Source organism: Agathobacter sp. (assembly GCF_977054825.1).
Window position 1 is genome coordinate 100,194 of record NZ_CDRTEH010000001.1, and the last position, 16,847, is coordinate 117,040.

A 16,847-nucleotide genomic window follows, 5' to 3' on the forward strand; every position below is an offset into this window, starting at 1 on the left:
CACATGACAAAAATAGTTGGTATAAGATTCAGGACAGCAGGCAAAATATATTATTTTGACCCGGCTGATTTCGACCTCGACATGGCAATGCATGTTATCGTGGAGACAGCAAGAGGCATAGAGATGGGAACTGTCCTCATTCCACCGAAGGAGGTGGAGGATGATAAGGTGGTTTCACCGCTTAAGCCTGTCATCAGAGTGGCAACCGACGAGGATGAGAAAACGGTTGAGAGAAATAAGGAAAAGGAAAAAGAGGCATTTGCCATCTGCAAGGAGAAAATCATCAAGCACGGCCTTGAGATGAAGCTGGTGGATGCAGAGTATACCTTTGACGGAAACAAGCTGCTGTTTTACTTTACAGCGGACGGCAGAATTGACTTCCGTGAGCTGGTAAAGGACCTGGCAGCGGTATTCCGCACGAGAATCGAGCTGCGTCAGATTGGTGTCAGGGATGAGACCAAGATGATGGGCGGCATCGGAATCTGCGGCAGACCGCTCTGCTGTCATTCCTATATGGCAGATTTTGTGCCGGTTTCCATCAAGATGGCAAAGGAGCAGAATCTCTCCCTCAATCCGACCAAGATATCCGGAGTGTGCGGAAGGCTCATGTGCTGTCTCAAGTATGAGCAGGATACATATGAGTATCTGAACAGCAGAATGCCGTCGGTAGGAGAAAAGGTCAAGACACCTGAGGGAATCATCGGAGAGGTCAAGTCGGTCAGCGTGCTCAGACAGCTTGTGCGTGTTGTTATAGACAATGGTGAGGAGAAGGAGCTTCGTGAGTATACTGTGGATGACCTGCGATTAAAGCCACGCCAGAAAAAGGATGTAAAGCTCACCGAGGAGGAGCTTCGCGAGCTTAAGGATCTCGAGGATAACGGAGACGAGACGATGGAGGACGAGCCGCAGGAGAAGCCACAGAGAAACCGTGGACGCCGCGACAACCGTGATAACAGGGACAACAAAAATGAATATCGCGAGCGCCGTGATAAGCGTGACAACAGAGAAAGACGTCCGTACAGGGCGGACATAGAGGCAGCGGAAGCTTCTGCAAGTGAAGCAAATGAAGCAAATGAAGCGAATGCCACAAATGCCGGCAGAGAAAATAAGGACGGCTATAAAAAGCCGTACAAGGGCGGCAAGAACAGACAAAACAAGCAGAAATACAACCGAAACAAGGATTACAAGAACAAAAACTATAACAAAGATTACAACAGGAACAAAGACCATGGAAGCACTGATACACAGTAATGAGCGCCTCGACGATTTGTGCCGCAAGGGCTACAGGCTTATACAGGATCCAAAGCTGTTCTGCTTCGGAATAGACGCCGTGCTTTTATCTGACTATGCAAAGGTAAAGCGCGGCGAGCGTGCTGTGGATTTGTGCACAGGAAACGGTGTGATTCCGATACTTCTTGAGGCAAAGAATAGCGGAGAGCATTATAGCGGGCTCGAGCTTCAGCCGCAGTGCGCAGACCTCGCAAGAAGAAGTGTGAAATATAACCATCTCGAGGACAAGGTGACCATAGAAGAGGGCGATGTGTGCAATGCATCGGAGATTTTCGGGCGCGAGTCCGTGGAGGTGGTGACGGTAAATCCACCGTATATGATAGGCCAGCACGGCATCAAAAATGCAGACGATGCCATGACTATAGCGCGCCACGAGGTCAGGTGTACACTGGATGACATAGTCAGGGAGAGTGCGAAAATGCTCAAATTCAACGGGCGTTTTTACATGGTTCACAGACCGTTCAGGCTTGCAGAGATTTTTGGCACGATGATGAAATATCATATCGAGCCAAAGCGCATGCGCCTTGTACATCCTTACGTGGACAGAGAGCCGAACATGGTGCTTATAGAGGGACTCAAGGGCGGCAAAAGCCGTATCACCATAGAAAAACCGTTAGTTGTATACAAGGAGCCTAATGTATACACGGATGAGATATATGAGATATACGGAGATAAGCCCCGGAATAACGGAAAATAACAGGAGAATCATATGACAGGAACACTGTATCTGTGCGCAACTCCGATAGGAAATCTGGAGGACATCACATTCCGTGTGCTGCGCACACTTAAGGAGGTAGACCTCATCGCAGCGGAGGATACGAGAAACTCCATAAAGCTGCTCAATCATTTTGAGATAAAGACACCCATGACGAGCTATCATGAGTTTAACAAGATAGATAAAGCCTACCAGCTTGTGGCAAAGCTTAAGGAGGGCAAAAATATAGCTCTCATCACTGATGCCGGAACACCCGGCATTTCCGATCCGGGTGAGGATATAGTGCGCATCTGCTACGAACAGGGTGTGCCTGTCACCTCGCTTCCGGGGGCGGCAGCGTGCATCACAGCGCTCACCATGTCAGGCAGACCGACCAGACGATTTGCCTTTGAGGCATTTTTGCCGAGGGATAAAAAGGAGCGCGCACGCGTCATTGAGGAGCTAAAAAACGAGACTCGTACAATCATTATCTACGAGGCACCTCATCATCTTGTAAAGACAGTCACAGAGCTTTACAATGCGCTTGGGGACAGAGAGCTTACCGTGTGCAGGGAGCTTACAAAAAAGCACGAGGAAAAGGTTCAGACCACATTTTCGGAGCTTTTGGAGCGTTCAAGGACACAGGAGCCAAGAGGCGAGTATGTGCTTGTAATCTGTGGCAGAAATGTGGCTGAAATAGCAAAGGAGCAGCAGGAAAGCTGGGAAGCCATGCCACTTGAAGAGCATATGGCACACTATGAGTCACAGGGCATCGACAGGAAGGAAGCCATGAAGCTCGTGGCAAAGGACAGAGGTGTCAGCAAGAGGGACATATACAAGCAGCTTCTGTAGGCTGACAATAATACTCTCTGCAGCACATAGTTAGGATTGGACATGAACGATATAAAACAGGACATAAAAAAACGACATAAAAACCTGACAGAGTTCAGATACATCGCAGTTGGCTTTTTTCTGATAATATTATCGGGGGCTATAATGCTCAGCCTTCCGTTTTCTTCAAGAGACGGGCAGTGGACCAATTTTCTGGACTCATTTTTTACGGCAACAAGCGCAACCTGCGTGACAGGTCTTGTTGTGTTTGACACCTTCACACACTGGAGCATCATAGGACAGCTCGTGATTCTCGTGCTGATACAGATAGGCGGCATGGGCTTCATCTCAATCGGTGTGGCATTTTCCATGCTTCTGCACAAAAAAATCGGACTCAGACAGAGGGATTTGATGCAGGAGAGCATCAATGCACTCGAGATTGGCGGAATAGTAAGGCTTTTCAGGATAATAATAGGCGGAACCTTCCTTATAGAGGGTATAGGAGCAGTGCTTTTAGCAATCCGCTTTATACCGGATTTTGGCATATTAAGAGGCATATATTTCTCGGTGTTCCACTCTATATCCGCATTTTGCAACGCAGGCTTTGATTTGATGGGCATAAACGAGGAGTACTCATCGTTTACAAAATATGCCGCAGACCCATTGGTAAATATCACGATCATGCTGCTTATCATCATAGGCGGTATCGGTTTTACTGTATGGAATGAGGTCAGAACCAAAAAGCTTAAGCTTAGCAGATACTCGCTGCATGCCAAGATAGTAATATCAACCACGCTGATACTCGTCTTCGGCGGTGCACTGTTTATGTATATTTTTGAAAAAAATAATACCATAGCAGGCATGGACACACCGGGTGCCATATTTGCATCGTTATTCGGCTCGGTCACGGCGAGAACGGCAGGCTTCAATACAGTAGACACAGGAGCGCTGACACCGGCGGGCAAGCTTTTGACCATAGTGCTCATGTTCATCGGAGGAAGCCCGGGCTCTACAGCCGGCGGAATCAAAACCACCACCATGGCGGTCATGATAATCTATATTTTCTCATATCTGAGAGGAAGCAACGGCTGCAATGTGTTTGGCAGGAAAATAAGCAGTGAGGTAATCAAAAAGGCCGGAATGGTGCTTATCATCAATCTGGTGCTTGGTCTTACAGCGGTGATTGCCATACTTGCCACATCCAATTTGAAGATGGACGATGTGTTGTTTGAGGTATACTCTGCAATCAGTACAGTCGGCATGACAACAGGCATCACAAGGGATTTGAATACAGCAGGACGCATAATTATCATAATTATGATGTATTGTGGAAGAATCGGAAGCATGACCTTTGTGCTTTCGTTTGTGCATAGACCGGAAAAAGCCAATATAGAGCTTCCGGAGGAAAAAGTTATCATTGGATAAGGAGAAACGCAATGAAATCAATTTTAATTATTGGAATGGGTAAATTCGGACACCATCTGTGTGCGGATTTGATAAAAAACGGAAATGACATTATGGTGATGGACAAGGACGAGGCCAAGGTCAGAGACTTAATCTATGACGTGACCAAGGTTCAGATAGGTGACTGTACCGACCCACAGGTCGTAAAGGCACTCGGAATCAACAATTTCGATTTGATTTTTGTATGCATCGGCACCAATTTCCAGAGCTCACTTGAGATAACGAGTCTCGTGAAGGAGATGGGCGGAAAATATGTCATCAGCAAGGCAAACAGGGATGTGCATGCCAAGTTCCTGCTTCGAAACGGTGCGGATGAGGTTATCTATCCTGACCGCGACATGGCAGAACGCGTGGCAAAGAAATACAGCGCCAACCATGTACTCGACTATGTGGCATTAAATGACGATTACTCAATTTACGAGATAAATCCACCTGAAGACTGGGTAGGAAAGAGCATCAGGGAAAATGATGTGCGTCAGAAATACAATGTAAATATCGTTACAGTAAAAGAAGCCGGAAAGAAGCGCGTGCTTCCGTTACCGGACTATGTGTTCAAGGCAGACGATGCAGTGATGGTGCTCGGACTTAATGCAGACGTGGACAAGCTGGTGCGAAAGCTATAAATATAAGTTGACCATTCAGAAATACTGAGAATAGAAAATTATGAGTCAGCTTGCAAGTGCGCTGCAGTTTTGTCCTGAAGATGGCTCAAATAATAATTGGCAGCAATTAAAATTAAAAGAAGAAAGGATGGACACATATGGGAAACAGTGACAGCAGTGTAGAAACATTTTTACAGTGGATAAAGGCTTCGGACAATATCGTATTCTTCGGCGGAGCAGGTGTATCAACCGAGAGCGGCATACCTGATTTTAGAAGCGTGGACGGACTCTATAATCAGAAATATGACTACCCGCCCGAGACCATCCTGAGCCATACATTTTACAGGAAGCATCCGCAGGAGTTTTACCGCTTCTACCGTGACAAGATGCTATGCCTTGATGCAGAGCCAAACATCACACATTACAAGCTTGCAGAGCTTGAAAAAGCAGGAAAGCTTAAGGGTGTTGTGACGCAGAACATAGACGGACTGCACCAGAAGGCCGGCAGCAAAAATGTAATGGAGCTGCACGGCAGCGTGCTGAGAAACTACTGTGAGAGATGCTTGCAGTTTGTCAGTGCAGAGGAAATCCTCCACTCGACAGGCGTGCCAAAATGCCCGAAGTGCGGCGGCCCGGTAAAGCCGGATGTCGTATTGTACGAGGAGGGCTTAAATCAGAAAACACTAGAGGATGCAATCTACTACATCAGTCATGCAGATGTGCTCATAGTGGGAGGAACCTCCCTTGCAGTATACCCGGCAGCAGGCCTCATAGACTATTACAACGGAAACAAGCTTGTGCTCATCAACAAGTCCACCACACCGATGGACGCAAGAGCCGACCTTCTGATACAGCAGGGACTGGGCTCGGTATTTGAGCAGATAGAGGTGTAAACAGAGGATGTTTTTATAGCATATTAAATGGCAAGCATAGGTAGAAATGGAATATAGAAGGAATATAGAATGGATAAATACGCAGTAGGAGATATCGTAAAACTGAAAAAACCGCATCCGTGCGGCAGCAGCGAGTGGGAAATCATGCGTGTCGGCGCTGACTTCCGCCTGAAATGTATGGGCTGCGGACACCAGGTTATGGTGCCGAGAAAGCTGGTCGAGAAAAATGACCGCGGCCTCACGTCCCGACCTAAAAGAAATTAAAGAAAAATTGCAAAAACCCCTTGAAAAGTGCCACGATTCATGTTATTATCTAGACTCGTGATATAAAATTCCTTGCTCATAATCAGATTTATGAGCCAGAGACCAAAAGGAGGTAACATTCGCATGAACAAATATGAATTAGCACTCGTCGTTAGTGCAAAGATCGAGGATGATGCGAGAACAGCAGTAGTCGAGAAGGCAAAAGAGTACATCACACGTGCCGGCGGTACTGTTACAGAAGTTGAGGAGGCTGGTAAGAAGAGATTAGCTTACGAGATTCAGCACATGACTGAGGCCTTTTATTACTTCATCCAGTTCGATGCTGAGGGAACAGTCCCAGCAGAAATCGAGCAGGACGTTCGTATCATGGACAATGTTCTTCGTTTCTTATGCGTTAGAAAAGACGAGGCATAGTATAAGAAAATAGGAGATTGTATTATGAACAAAGTAATACTTATGGGTAGATTAACCAGAGACGCAGAAATCCGCTATGCCCAGGGGGATAACTCACTTGCAATAGCAAGATTTTCACTTGCGGTAGACAGACGCTATAGCAAGAATGCAGAGGAGCAGTCAACGGATTTCATCAACTGCGTAGCTTTTGGAAAGATAGCAGAATTTTTTGAGAGATTTGGCCGTAAAGGAACAAAATTTGTTGTTGAGGGTCGAATCCAGACCGGCAGCTATACAAACAAGGACGGACAGAAGGTATACACCACTGACGTCGTGGTTGAGAACGCAGAGTTTGCAGAGTCCAAATCAGCCGCATCAGGAAATGCAGGCGGATTTGCACCGGCAGACAGACCTGCACCAAGCCAGGCTGCTGGGGATGGCTTCATGAACATTCCGGACGGAATCGACGAGGAGCTTCCATTCAATTAGTAGTGTCCACAAGGACAAATATTCAAGGAGGTAACAAAAATGGCTTACAATAAATCAGCTGATGGTTCATCAATGAAGAGAAGACCAATGCGTAGAAGAAAAAAAGTCTGCGTATTCTGTGGAAAAGACAATGTCATTGATTACAAAGATACAAACAAATTAAAGAGATACATCTCTGAGAGAGGAAAAATCCTTCCACGCCGTATCACAGGAAACTGTGCAAAGCACCAGAGAGCTCTTACAGTAGCAATCAAGAGAGCACGTCATCTTGCTCTTATGCCATACGTTTGCGAATAAGATAAATGTATGATAAATCCCGACTACCGGATGGTGGTCGGGATTTTTTAGGTTAAAAATGTTTTATGTTTAAAAAATTAATATTTGTTGCATAATCAAATTACATAGTATAAAATGAATATAAAACAAATACTAATAAAAAGGGAGGGTTCAAATGGATACATACATTGTTTTCTGGTTGGCAGCCACCGTAGTTTTTGTTTTAGTTGAGCTTATGACAGTAGGGCTTACATCCATATGGTTTGCGGCAGGCTCATTTGTAGCGTTTATAATCGCACTGCTTGGCGGCAATGTCGTGGTTCAGGGAATTGCATTTATACTCGTTTCAGTCGTGCTTTTAGCTCTCACAAAGCCATGGGCCGGGAAGTACATCAATTCCAGGACAGTGAAGACAAACGTGGACAGTCTGGTCGGAGAAAGAGCTGTGCTCACCGAGGATGCTGACAGCATGAAGCAGACGGGAAAAGCCGTTGTAAACGGTCAGGAGTGGACAGTCAGACCGCAGGACGAGACCCAGGTCATAAGAAAAGGCGAGCTTATCGAGGTAGTGAAGATAAGCGGAGTAAAACTAATTGTAAAAAGGGTAAAGGAGGCTTAACCGGAAATGGAAGGATTAATAGCACTTGCAGTGTTACTCGTAATCGTACTTATAGTACTGGTAAACTGCATCAAAATCGTGCCACAGGCACATGCAATGGTAATTGAGCGTTTGGGAGGATATCTCACTACATGGAGCGTAGGACTTCACCTCAAGGTGCCATTTATCGACAGAATAGCAAAGAGAGTCATCTTAAAGGAGCAGGTGGTAGATTTCCCACCACAGCCTGTAATTACAAAGGATAATGTAACAATGCAGATAGACACTGTAGTATATTTCCAGATTACAGATCCAAAGCTCTATGCATACGGTGTAGAGAATCCAATCATGGCAATTGAAAATCTCACAGCCACAACACTTCGTAACATCATCGGAGACTTGGAGCTTGATGAGACACTCACCAGCCGTGAGACCATCAACACCAAGATGCGCGCAACACTCGATGTGGCAACAGACCCATGGGGCATCAAGGTAAACCGTGTCGAGCTCAAGAACATCATACCTCCAAAGGCCATCCAGGATGCCATGGAGAAGCAGATGAAGGCAGAGCGTGAGAGACGAGAGGCCATTCTTCGTGCAGAGGGTGAGAAAAAGTCAACAATCCTTGTTGCAGAGGGAAATAAAGAGTCAGTCATCCTCGATGCCGAGGCAGAAAAGCAGGCAGCCATCCTTCGCGCAGAGGCAAAGAAGGAGGCAACAATCCAGGAGGCAGCAGGTCAGGCAGAGGCTATCCTCAAGATACAGCAGGCCAACGCAGATGGACTGCGCATGTTAAAGGAAGCAAATCCGGATAACGCAGTGCTCCAGATAAAGAGCTTAGAGGCATTTGCCAAGGCAGCAGACGGCAAGGCTACAAAGATAATCATCCCTTCAGAGATTCAGGGAATAGCAGGTCTTACAAAGTCGATTGCAGAGATAGCTGCGGATAAGACTGAGAAGTAATTAGAAGTAATTAGAATTAATTAAATCAATACCAAAAGATGAGAGCACACGAAAAGCATCGCATGTATATGTAATAGATATATGCGGTGCTTTTTAAATTACCTTCCATAAGCACAACTGATAAATATAGTACTAGGAATAATCCTCACAAAGTGGTATACTCTCTAGTAGGTATATCAATCGATACGGGTTGCACAAGGGTGCGGCCGGTAACTATTAATTTGTAGTACATTCTCGAAACCGCAACCGTTGCACCGGCAGCATCAGCGCAACGCACCGGGGATAAGGAGAGTAAAATGAAGAAAAAAATAAAATTCAAGGGCAGGCTGAAAAGCTACATGTGCTGGCCGCTATATCTGACGTTTGTGTGGATATGTGCTGACGGAATAGCACTGCGCTATGACAGAAGGCTTGGCTATGGCATGGTAGGCTTTACAGTGTTTTACTTTGCGCTCGTGCTGTTTTTGTATGTCAGAAGCAAGTCAGTCGTTGCAAATGAGCTGATAAGCTTTGCAACACAGTATTCATCGGTGCAGAAGAGGCTGCTTAATGAGTTTGAGGTGCCGTATGCCCTGCTTGAGTACTCCGGCAAGATACTATGGGTAAATGACAAATTCGCAGAGCTCATGGGAGTAGATAAAAACTATCACAAATCCATCACGACACTTTTCCCGACAGTGACAAGAGAGCTTCTCACCAAGAGTGATGCGCCGACAGACTTCAAGATAGTAAATGAGGAGGAGGACAGCATAGTCCGTCTGTCCGTCAAGCGAATATATTTCAACTCTATCGCAGAGGAAAATGAGATAATCGACACAAATGAAGCAGACCAGTTTTTGACGGCGCTGTACGTATTTGATGAGTCGGAGCTTTATCACTGCAAGAAGGAAATCACAGAGCAGAAGCAGGTCTCAGCGCTTGTTTATATTGATAACTATGATGAGGCGCTCGACAGCATAGAGGACGTAAAGAGGTCACTGCTCGTTGCACTTATCGACAGGCGTGTAAACCAGTATTTTGCCAAGTATGACGGACTTGTCAGAAAGATAGAAAACGACAAATACTTCGTGGTGTTCAAGTACAAGTACCTTGACAGCATGAAGGAGGACAAGTTCAAGGTGCTCGACGAGGTCAAGGCTATAAAGGTCGGCAACGAGATGGCGGTCACACTCAGTATCGGAATCGGTATAAAGAGCGATAAGTACAATGAAAACTACGTATATGCGCGAAATGCCATAGACCTGGCCCTCGGACGAGGCGGTGATCAGGTAGTTATAAAGGATCACGACGATATCCTGTACTTTGGCGGCAAGTCAAAGCAGGTGGAGAGCAAGACAAGGGTAAAGGCGAGAGTCAAGGCACAGGCGCTTCAGGAAATCATTGAGACCTGTGAGAACGTGCTTATCATGGGACACAGCATCACAGATGTAGACTCGCTTGGAGCAGGCATAGGTATATACTGTGCAGCCAAGAATCTCGACAAAAAGGCACAGATAGTAATAAATGACCCGACAAGCTCAGTCAGACCTCTTATGGAGACATTTTCAGAGGCAAAGGGCTACCCGGCGGATATGTTTATAAACAGCGAAGAGGCTCTTGAGATGGTGAGCAGGGATACGCTTGTCATGGTGGTGGACACCAACAGGCCAAGCTACACAGAGTGTCCTGAGCTCCTCAGAAAGACAGGAAAGATAGTCGTATTTGACCATCACAGACAAAGCAGCGAGATAATAGAGAATCCTATACTCTCATATATCGAGCCGTATGCATCAAGTGCGTGTGAGATGGTCGCAGAGGTGCTGCAGTACTATAACGACGGAGTCAAGATCAATGCAACAGAGGCCGACTGCATCTACGCAGGCATCCTCATTGACACCAACAACTTTATGACGAAGACAGGCGTGCGTACATTTGAGGCGGCAGCCTTTTTGAAGCGCTCAGGCGCAGAGGTAACACGCGTCAGAAAGATGCTTAGAAATGACATGGCATGCTACAAGGCAAGAGCCGAGGCAGTACGCCACGCAGAGGTATACAGGGGCTCGTTTGCCATATCTGTATGCCCTAGCGAGAATGTGGAGAGCCCGACAATCGTCGGTGCACAGGCGGCAAATGAGCTGCTCAACATAATAGGAATCAAGGCATCATTTGTGCTCACGGAGTACAATGACAAGATTTATATCAGCTCTCGTTCAATCGACGAGATAAATGTCCAGATAATCATGGAGAAGCTGGGCGGTGGCGGACACTTAAATGTGGCAGGAGCACAGCTTGAGGGCGTCACTATCGTGCAGGCAAAGCGCATGATACAGGATACACTGGATGAAATGCTAAAAGAAGGAGACATAGAAGAATGAAAGTAATCTTATTACAGGACGTAAAACCATTAGGCAAAAAAGGCGAGATAGTAAACGTAAGTGACGGCTACGCCAGAAACAATATCATACCTAAAAAGCTCGGAGTAGAGGCTACTCCAAAGAACTTAAATGACTTAAAGCTTCAGAACCAGCACGCTGACAAGGTGGCACAGGAAAACTACGAGAGTGCACTTGCACTCGCAAAGGTAGTAGAGAACACAAAGGTAGTAGTAAAGCTACGCTCAGGAGAGGGCGGCAGAACCTTCGGCTCCATCTCCACCAAGGAGATTTCGGCTGCGGCAAAGGAGCAGCATGGCTTAGAGCTCGACAAGAAAAAGATGCAGCTTAACGAGTCAATCAAGGCACTCGGAAACTATGAGGTGCCTGTCAAGCTTCATCCAAAGGTAACAGCAAACCTCACAGTATCAGTAGTTGAAGGATAGGAGGAATCCCCTTGGAAGAAGCATTAATCAAACGAATAATGCCAAACAGCCTTGAGGCAGAGCAGTCCGTGGTCGGCTCCATGATTATGAGCAAGGATGCCATAGTGACCGCCAGCGAGATGCTCCTTAAGGAGGATTTTTATCATCAGCAGTACGGCATCATATTTGAGACCATGGTTGAGCTCTTTACAGAGGGTCAGCCTGTAGATCTCGTCACACTCCAGAACCGTTTAAAGGAAAAGGATGTGCCGCAGGAAATACAAAGCCTTGACTTTGTGCGAACTCTCGTCACCAGTGTGCCGACCTCTGCCAACATCAAGTACTATGCCAATATCGTAAAAGAAAATGCCATAAAGCGAAAGCTCATCCATGTAACAGAGGACATAGAGAACGAGTGCTACGCCGGCAAGGAATCGCTCGAGAGCGTGCTCGACAAGACAGAGCACGATGTATTTGAGCTGCTTTCCACAAGGCAGACAGGTGACTACGTGCCAATCCGTACGGTAGTCATGAATGCCCTCGAGAAAATCGAAAAAGCAGCACAGCAGGAGGGCACCGTAACAGGAATCCCGACAGGCTTCATAGACCTTGACTACAGGACAGCGGGACTTCAGCCATCAGATCTCGTGCTCGTGGCAGCACGTCCGTCAATGGGAAAGACAGCCTTCGTCCTCAACATAGCACAGCATGTGGCATTTCACGCACATCTGTGTACAGCCATATTCTCACTCGAGATGTCGAAGGAGCAGCTCGTAAACCGTCTGTTCTCACTCGAATCAAAGGTAGATGCGCAGGCACTGCGTACAGGAAATCTGTCTGATGCCGACTGGGAAAAGCTGGTCGAGGGAGCCGGAATCATTGGAGACTCCGAGCTCATCATAGACGACACTCCGGGTATCAGCATCTCAGAGCTTCGAAGCAAGTGCCGTAAATACAAGCTCGAACACGACTTAAAGCTCGTCATCATCGATTACCTGCAGCTCATGACAGGCTCAGGACGAGGCTCGGAATCGCGTCAGCAGGAAATCTCAGACATATCACGTTCACTTAAGGCACTCGCCAGAGAGCTTTCAGTCCCTGTAGTGGCGCTCTCCCAGCTATCACGAGCCGTAGAGCAGCGACCGGACCACAGACCGATGCTTTCCGATCTTCGAGAGTCAGGAGCCATCGAGCAGGATGCCGACGTCGTTATGTTCATCTATCGTGATGACTACTACAACAAGGACACCGAGCTCAAGGGTATCTCAGAGATCATCATAGCTAAACAGCGTAACGGTCCAATCGGCACCGTAAACCTTGCATGGCTGCCTGAGTACACGAAGTTTGCAAATCTGGAGCATTAAAATTAAATTAAAAATAAATTGCAAAGAGCATAAAGAAACAACCCATCCCGGCTCACGTCATAGGATATAGTTAAGTATCCTGACGTGAGCCGGGATTTTTCAAAATCTCTTTATACTTAAAAAGAGAAGAAAGCTATAAACTTTCCCGCAATTCATCCGATATATTCCTTAGAATAGGGTAAGAACAACAGTCAATTGCAACATATTTTCACACGGAGGTGTTAGAGATGGCAATAGAGGCAATCAAAGGTGCAGGAATGGTCTATCAGGGAAGTACATCAACTGCACAGATAAAGGAACAGGCACAGGGCAGGACAGAGGTGTCAAGCGAGGACAATCAGGTCGTGTCTGATAGCATCGCAAGGAATATCCAGGCGATGAATACAAAGGAAGCAAGCGGTGAATCAGCCGGAGATGCCGGTGCGCAGGGACAGGCACAGCTTGCTGCACAAAAGCAGAACGAGAAGAACATGCAGCTTAAAAAGGCGGTGGATGACATCAACAAAAGAGCCGTAGATGACCAGTCGGAGGCAGTGTTCGGCATCCATGACAAGACCAACCGCATCACAATAAAGATAATAGACAAAAAGACAAAAGAAGTCATCAAAGAGTTCCCGCCGGAGAAGACGCTCGACATGATAGCAAAGGTCTGGGAGATGGCAGGACTCATGGTAGATGAGAAGAGATAGGAGGACATCATGGCAATCAGATTATCGGGAATGAATTCGGGCCTCGATACGGATTCAATTGTCAAAGCACTTGTATCAGGCTATACAACCAAGAAAGAAAAATACGAAAAAGCACAGACAAAGCTTGGCTGGAAGCAGGAATCCTGGAAGTCACTGAATACCAAGGTGTACAGTCTGTACAGCAACATATCAAACCTGAGATTTTCAAGCGCCTACAACCTTAAAAAGACATCGGTTTCAGATACGACAAAGGCCACAGTCACAGCATCGTCAACAGCACCAAATGGCACACAGTCGCTTAAGATAAAGGAGACCGCAAAGGCAGGTTCGCTCACAGGAGCGCAGATAAATGCCACAAGCTCAAAGACCACACTGGCTCAGCTTGGCTATACAGGTGGAGATGCACAGATAAATGTAAATACAGGCGGCACCACAAAGACTATCACACTGAGCGCTACATCCACAATGTCAGACGTGGAGAAGCAGCTCAAGGAGGCAGGACTTAACGCCAGCTATGATAGCAACTACAAGCGTTTTTACATAAGCTCAAAGGACACAGGAGTGGAGAATGACTTCACACTAACAGGAGCAAATGCTGCAGGAGCGAGCGCACTCTATAAGCTCGGAATTGCAGTGGGAGCATCGGCAGACGGAACCAGACCAAACCCATATGGAGAGTATGCAAGTCTGTCCGGTAAGAACAGTGGCAGCACAAAAACCACACAGCAGAATATAGAAGACGCCAGAAGTGCATATGTCACAGCGTCAGACAATGTCGCAAAGTACAATGCGCAGAGCAGCAACCTGCTCAATGCCATAACATATGGCAATGCATATGCGGATGTTCAGGACTTTTATGCAGCGCACAGCAGTGCAGACAAGACAAAGCTTGAAACACTTGCAAAGCTTGGCTCAGGAAGAGACTCAGCTGTCATAATGAAAAACAGTGATGACAGCTATACCACATACAGCCTGACAACAGCAAAAGATGCAAAGGGCAATGCGGTATACAAATCAGCAGACGGCAAGTACATCTCAGCAGAAGAGACATATATGGCAGACGGCAAAACTTACAAGAAGGATTCCGATGGCAATTATATTAATGTAGCTGATGAAACAGATAAATACAGCGGAGATACAGCGAAGCTGACCAAAAACGTGGCATATCATGAGGTTACAGAAAAAATATCCTACACATCCACAACAGGAGAGGGTGATGATGCCAAGGAAGTGTCATACACAAAGGTCGGAGACACCGATGAAAAGCTTCAGGATGCAGACGGAAAAGTATATACCAAGCGTGCAGACGGCAAATATTATGCAGATGGTGAACCGGATGATTCGAAAAACGGCATAACAATCACATCAAAAGCAGATTACACATCCAATAGAGAGTCGCTTACAAATGCGGAGGCAGCAAACACAGCCTATACAGCTCTCACAAATGGTATATCAGAGGCGGATCTGAACACATACACAGCCAACCTGTCAACAGTCACAGCCTTTGAATCATCAGAGGATACAGTGCTGAAGGCTTATGATGATTACACCATAAGTAAGCTCACAGAGGCTGTTCACAGTGCATATGCAAACAACGGCGGAAAAGCCGGAGTGCAGGCACTTATATCAGGAACCGGCGCCTATGCAGCAGGCAGTGATGCAGCAGACAATAGCTATGCAGGCAGAGTATCAGCGCTCACAACAGCAGCGCAGACGGCACAGGAGACAGTAGACAAAAACAGCATCGTAAAGGATCTTGCAGCAATAAAGGACACAAACTCAGAGGAGTACAAAGCAGCCCTTTCAAAGCTGGTAGATGAAGTGGATGCAGCATATGACCTTTCATCAAGCGCACAGTACAATACCGAGGCCAGCAAGATAGACGGAAAAGATGCCGAAATTGAGCTCAATGGTGTGAAATACACCGGAGCCAGCAACAGCTTCAACATCAACGGACTAAACATTACAGCGCTCTCAAAGACCTCCGGCAATGATGAAATCAGCATCACCACAGCCACAGATACACAGGGCATTTACGACAAGATAAAGGACTTCCTGACAGAGTACAACAACGTCATAAATGAAATGACCAAGCTCTACAACGCAGCATCAGCAGGCAGCTATGAGCCACTGACAGATGATGAAAAGGAAAAAATGTCTGACAAAGAGATTGAGAAGTGGGAGCAGAAAATCAAGGATTCCCTGCTCAAAAACGATACAACTCTCAGCGGCGTAATGACAGTCATGCAGTCAGCCATGTCATCAGCAGTGGAGATAAACGGAAAGAAATACTCATTCTCAAGCTTCGGAATCCATACGCTCGGTTATCTCAATGCCGCAGACAATGAGCAGAACGCATACCATATCGACGGAGATGAGGATGACACCAACACCTCAGGCAATACAGATAAGCTCATGGCGGCAATCAATAATGACCCTGACAGTGTCATGACATTTATGCAGCAAATCTCCAACAACCTCTACAAGGCAATCGGAGATAAGATGTCATCAACCACACTGAGCTCAGCATTTACCATATACAACGACAAGCAGATGAGCACAGAGTACAGCGATTACACAAAGCTTATCAAGGAGTGGGAGACTAAGATATCAGACAAAGAGGAATACTACTACAATAAGTTCTCCGCCATGGAGAGCTCACTTGCTAAGCTCAACAGTACACAGAGCTCACTCAGCAGCTATTTCTCATAAAATAGCCATATATGAGCCAAAAAGAGTGATGTATATTGAATATGTACATTTCAGCAAACAGTAAATGTACGAAATCAGGGAGGTAACAAATGTTACAAAGCAAAGGATACGCAGTATACGCAAACAGCAAGGTTCAGACAGCATCGCCTGCGGAACTGACACTTATGCTATACGAGGCTGCTATTAAGTTCTGCAACATAGCAGAGATGGCTATAGAGAAAAATGACATACAGAAGGCACATGATAATATCAAAAAGGTAGAGGCAATTATCGAAGAATTTCAGGCTACGCTGAATCATAAATATCCTGTGGCAAAGGATTTCGACAATGTATACAAATACCTCATGCAGAGACTTGTGGAGGCCAATATAAAGAAAGACACAAAGATACTGGATGAAGTGCTTGAGCACCTACGTACCATGAGGGATACGTGGAAAGAGGTCATGCGTGTTACCTGCAATGGAAGCAAGGTTGGCGTGTCATAAAATAAAAAATAAGAACGATAAAGGATGAAAGGCTATTGCAAAGTTATGGAGCTGGGCAATAGCC

Annotated in this window: 18 protein-coding genes; all 18 read left to right on the forward strand. The window is 46.3% G+C overall.

The window, feature by feature from the left end:
* Positions 1-3: 3 nt before the first annotated feature.
* The 18 genes from ACW6PM_RS00440 to fliS all read left to right on the forward strand — a co-directional run bounded on the left by ACW6PM_RS00440 (position 4) and on the right by fliS (position 16,783).
* Positions 4-1,251: a PSP1 domain-containing protein gene (locus ACW6PM_RS00440; RefSeq protein ID WP_456055828.1), complete on the forward strand. Its 1,248-nt coding sequence runs from the start codon at positions 4-6 to the stop codon at positions 1,249-1,251.
* Positions 1,229-1,987, forward strand: coding sequence for a tRNA1(Val) (adenine(37)-N6)-methyltransferase (locus ACW6PM_RS00445; protein WP_456055829.1), 759 nt, complete (start codon positions 1,229-1,231; stop codon positions 1,985-1,987). The genes ACW6PM_RS00440 and ACW6PM_RS00445 overlap by 23 nt, the downstream gene beginning before the upstream one ends.
* 12 nt (positions 1,988-1,999) lie before the next feature.
* Positions 2,000-2,836 (forward strand): 16S rRNA (cytidine(1402)-2'-O)-methyltransferase, encoded by an 837-nt coding sequence (gene rsmI, locus ACW6PM_RS00450; RefSeq protein ID WP_308651216.1) that lies wholly within the window; start codon positions 2,000-2,002, stop codon positions 2,834-2,836.
* 42 nt (positions 2,837-2,878) lie between these two features.
* Complete coding sequence (locus ACW6PM_RS00455; protein ID WP_308651217.1) at positions 2,879-4,240, forward strand: TrkH family potassium uptake protein; 1,362 nt, start codon at positions 2,879-2,881, stop codon at positions 4,238-4,240.
* An 11-nt stretch (positions 4,241-4,251) separates the two neighbouring features.
* Positions 4,252-4,902, forward strand: coding sequence for a potassium channel family protein (locus ACW6PM_RS00460; protein ID WP_308651218.1), 651 nt, complete (start codon positions 4,252-4,254; stop codon positions 4,900-4,902).
* A gap of 137 nt (positions 4,903-5,039) precedes the next feature.
* Positions 5,040-5,774 carry an NAD-dependent protein deacylase gene (locus ACW6PM_RS00465; RefSeq protein WP_456055830.1) on the forward strand — a complete coding sequence of 245 codons (735 nt, stop codon included), beginning with the start codon at positions 5,040-5,042 and terminating at the stop codon, positions 5,772-5,774.
* 69 nt (positions 5,775-5,843) lie between these two features.
* Positions 5,844-6,038, forward strand: a complete 195-nt coding sequence (locus ACW6PM_RS00470) for a DUF951 domain-containing protein (RefSeq protein WP_456055831.1) — start codon at positions 5,844-5,846, stop codon at positions 6,036-6,038.
* A gap of 123 nt (positions 6,039-6,161) precedes the next feature.
* Positions 6,162-6,452 (forward strand): 30S ribosomal protein S6, encoded by a 291-nt coding sequence (gene rpsF / locus ACW6PM_RS00475; protein ID WP_015515858.1) that lies wholly within the window; start codon positions 6,162-6,164, stop codon positions 6,450-6,452.
* A 24-nt stretch (positions 6,453-6,476) separates the two neighbouring features.
* A complete protein-coding gene (locus ACW6PM_RS00480; RefSeq protein ID WP_012744018.1) occupies positions 6,477-6,920 on the forward strand; it encodes a single-stranded DNA-binding protein in 444 nt (147 codons plus the stop codon).
* Positions 6,921-6,959: 39 nt separating this feature from the next.
* Positions 6,960-7,217 carry a 30S ribosomal protein S18 gene (gene rpsR / locus ACW6PM_RS00485; protein WP_012744017.1) on the forward strand — a complete coding sequence of 86 codons (258 nt, stop codon included), beginning with the start codon at positions 6,960-6,962 and terminating at the stop codon, positions 7,215-7,217.
* 154 nt (positions 7,218-7,371) lie between these two features.
* The gene (locus tag ACW6PM_RS00490) at positions 7,372-7,815 is read left to right on the forward strand and encodes an NfeD family protein (RefSeq protein WP_012744016.1); all 444 of its coding nucleotides are present in this window, start codon (positions 7,372-7,374) and stop codon (positions 7,813-7,815) included.
* A 6-nt stretch (positions 7,816-7,821) separates the two neighbouring features.
* On the forward strand, positions 7,822-8,757 hold the full coding sequence (locus ACW6PM_RS00495) for an SPFH domain-containing protein (protein ID WP_015515859.1): 936 nt from the start codon (positions 7,822-7,824) through the stop codon (positions 8,755-8,757).
* A 296-nt stretch (positions 8,758-9,053) separates the two neighbouring features.
* Positions 9,054-11,111, forward strand: a complete 2,058-nt coding sequence (locus tag ACW6PM_RS00500) for a DHH family phosphoesterase (protein WP_456055832.1) — start codon at positions 9,054-9,056, stop codon at positions 11,109-11,111.
* Positions 11,108-11,554 (forward strand): 50S ribosomal protein L9, encoded by a 447-nt coding sequence (gene rplI / locus ACW6PM_RS00505; protein WP_012744013.1) that lies wholly within the window; start codon positions 11,108-11,110, stop codon positions 11,552-11,554. The genes ACW6PM_RS00500 and rplI overlap by 4 nt, the downstream gene beginning before the upstream one ends.
* Before the next feature lie 11 nt (positions 11,555-11,565).
* The gene (dnaB, locus tag ACW6PM_RS00510) at positions 11,566-12,897 is read left to right on the forward strand and encodes a replicative DNA helicase (RefSeq protein WP_022293521.1); all 1,332 of its coding nucleotides are present in this window, start codon (positions 11,566-11,568) and stop codon (positions 12,895-12,897) included.
* Positions 12,898-13,124: 227 nt separating this feature from the next.
* Positions 13,125-13,586 carry a flagellar protein FlaG gene (locus tag ACW6PM_RS00515; RefSeq protein WP_456055833.1) on the forward strand — a complete coding sequence of 154 codons (462 nt, stop codon included), beginning with the start codon at positions 13,125-13,127 and terminating at the stop codon, positions 13,584-13,586.
* 9 nt (positions 13,587-13,595) lie between these two features.
* Positions 13,596-16,298 (forward strand): flagellar filament capping protein FliD, encoded by a 2,703-nt coding sequence (gene fliD / locus ACW6PM_RS00520; RefSeq protein ID WP_456055834.1) that lies wholly within the window; start codon positions 13,596-13,598, stop codon positions 16,296-16,298.
* 89 nt (positions 16,299-16,387) lie between these two features.
* The gene (gene fliS / locus ACW6PM_RS00525; protein ID WP_456055835.1) at positions 16,388-16,783 is read left to right on the forward strand and encodes a flagellar export chaperone FliS; all 396 of its coding nucleotides are present in this window, start codon (positions 16,388-16,390) and stop codon (positions 16,781-16,783) included.
* Positions 16,784-16,847 lie beyond the last annotated feature (64 nt).

Coding starts and splice junctions, on each gene's coding strand:
- ACW6PM_RS00440 (WP_456055828.1), top strand. CDS start 4: ATGACAAAAATAGTTGGTATAAGATTCAGGACAGCAGGCAAAATATAT.
- ACW6PM_RS00445 (WP_456055829.1), top strand. CDS start 1,229: ATGGAAGCACTGATACACAGTAATGAGCGCCTCGACGATTTGTGCCGC.
- rsmI (WP_308651216.1), top strand. CDS start 2,000: ATGACAGGAACACTGTATCTGTGCGCAACTCCGATAGGAAATCTGGAG.
- ACW6PM_RS00455 (WP_308651217.1), top strand. CDS start 2,879: ATGAACGATATAAAACAGGACATAAAAAAACGACATAAAAACCTGACA.
- ACW6PM_RS00460 (WP_308651218.1), top strand. CDS start 4,252: ATGAAATCAATTTTAATTATTGGAATGGGTAAATTCGGACACCATCTG.
- ACW6PM_RS00465 (WP_456055830.1), top strand. CDS start 5,040: ATGGGAAACAGTGACAGCAGTGTAGAAACATTTTTACAGTGGATAAAG.
- ACW6PM_RS00470 (WP_456055831.1), top strand. CDS start 5,844: ATGGATAAATACGCAGTAGGAGATATCGTAAAACTGAAAAAACCGCAT.
- rpsF (WP_015515858.1), top strand. CDS start 6,162: ATGAACAAATATGAATTAGCACTCGTCGTTAGTGCAAAGATCGAGGAT.
- ACW6PM_RS00480 (WP_012744018.1), top strand. CDS start 6,477: ATGAACAAAGTAATACTTATGGGTAGATTAACCAGAGACGCAGAAATC.
- rpsR (WP_012744017.1), top strand. CDS start 6,960: ATGGCTTACAATAAATCAGCTGATGGTTCATCAATGAAGAGAAGACCA.
- ACW6PM_RS00490 (WP_012744016.1), top strand. CDS start 7,372: ATGGATACATACATTGTTTTCTGGTTGGCAGCCACCGTAGTTTTTGTT.
- ACW6PM_RS00495 (WP_015515859.1), top strand. CDS start 7,822: ATGGAAGGATTAATAGCACTTGCAGTGTTACTCGTAATCGTACTTATA.
- ACW6PM_RS00500 (WP_456055832.1), top strand. CDS start 9,054: ATGAAGAAAAAAATAAAATTCAAGGGCAGGCTGAAAAGCTACATGTGC.
- rplI (WP_012744013.1), top strand. CDS start 11,108: ATGAAAGTAATCTTATTACAGGACGTAAAACCATTAGGCAAAAAAGGC.
- ACW6PM_RS00515 (WP_456055833.1), top strand. CDS start 13,125: ATGGCAATAGAGGCAATCAAAGGTGCAGGAATGGTCTATCAGGGAAGT.
- fliD (WP_456055834.1), top strand. CDS start 13,596: ATGGCAATCAGATTATCGGGAATGAATTCGGGCCTCGATACGGATTCA.
- fliS (WP_456055835.1), top strand. CDS start 16,388: ATGTTACAAAGCAAAGGATACGCAGTATACGCAAACAGCAAGGTTCAG.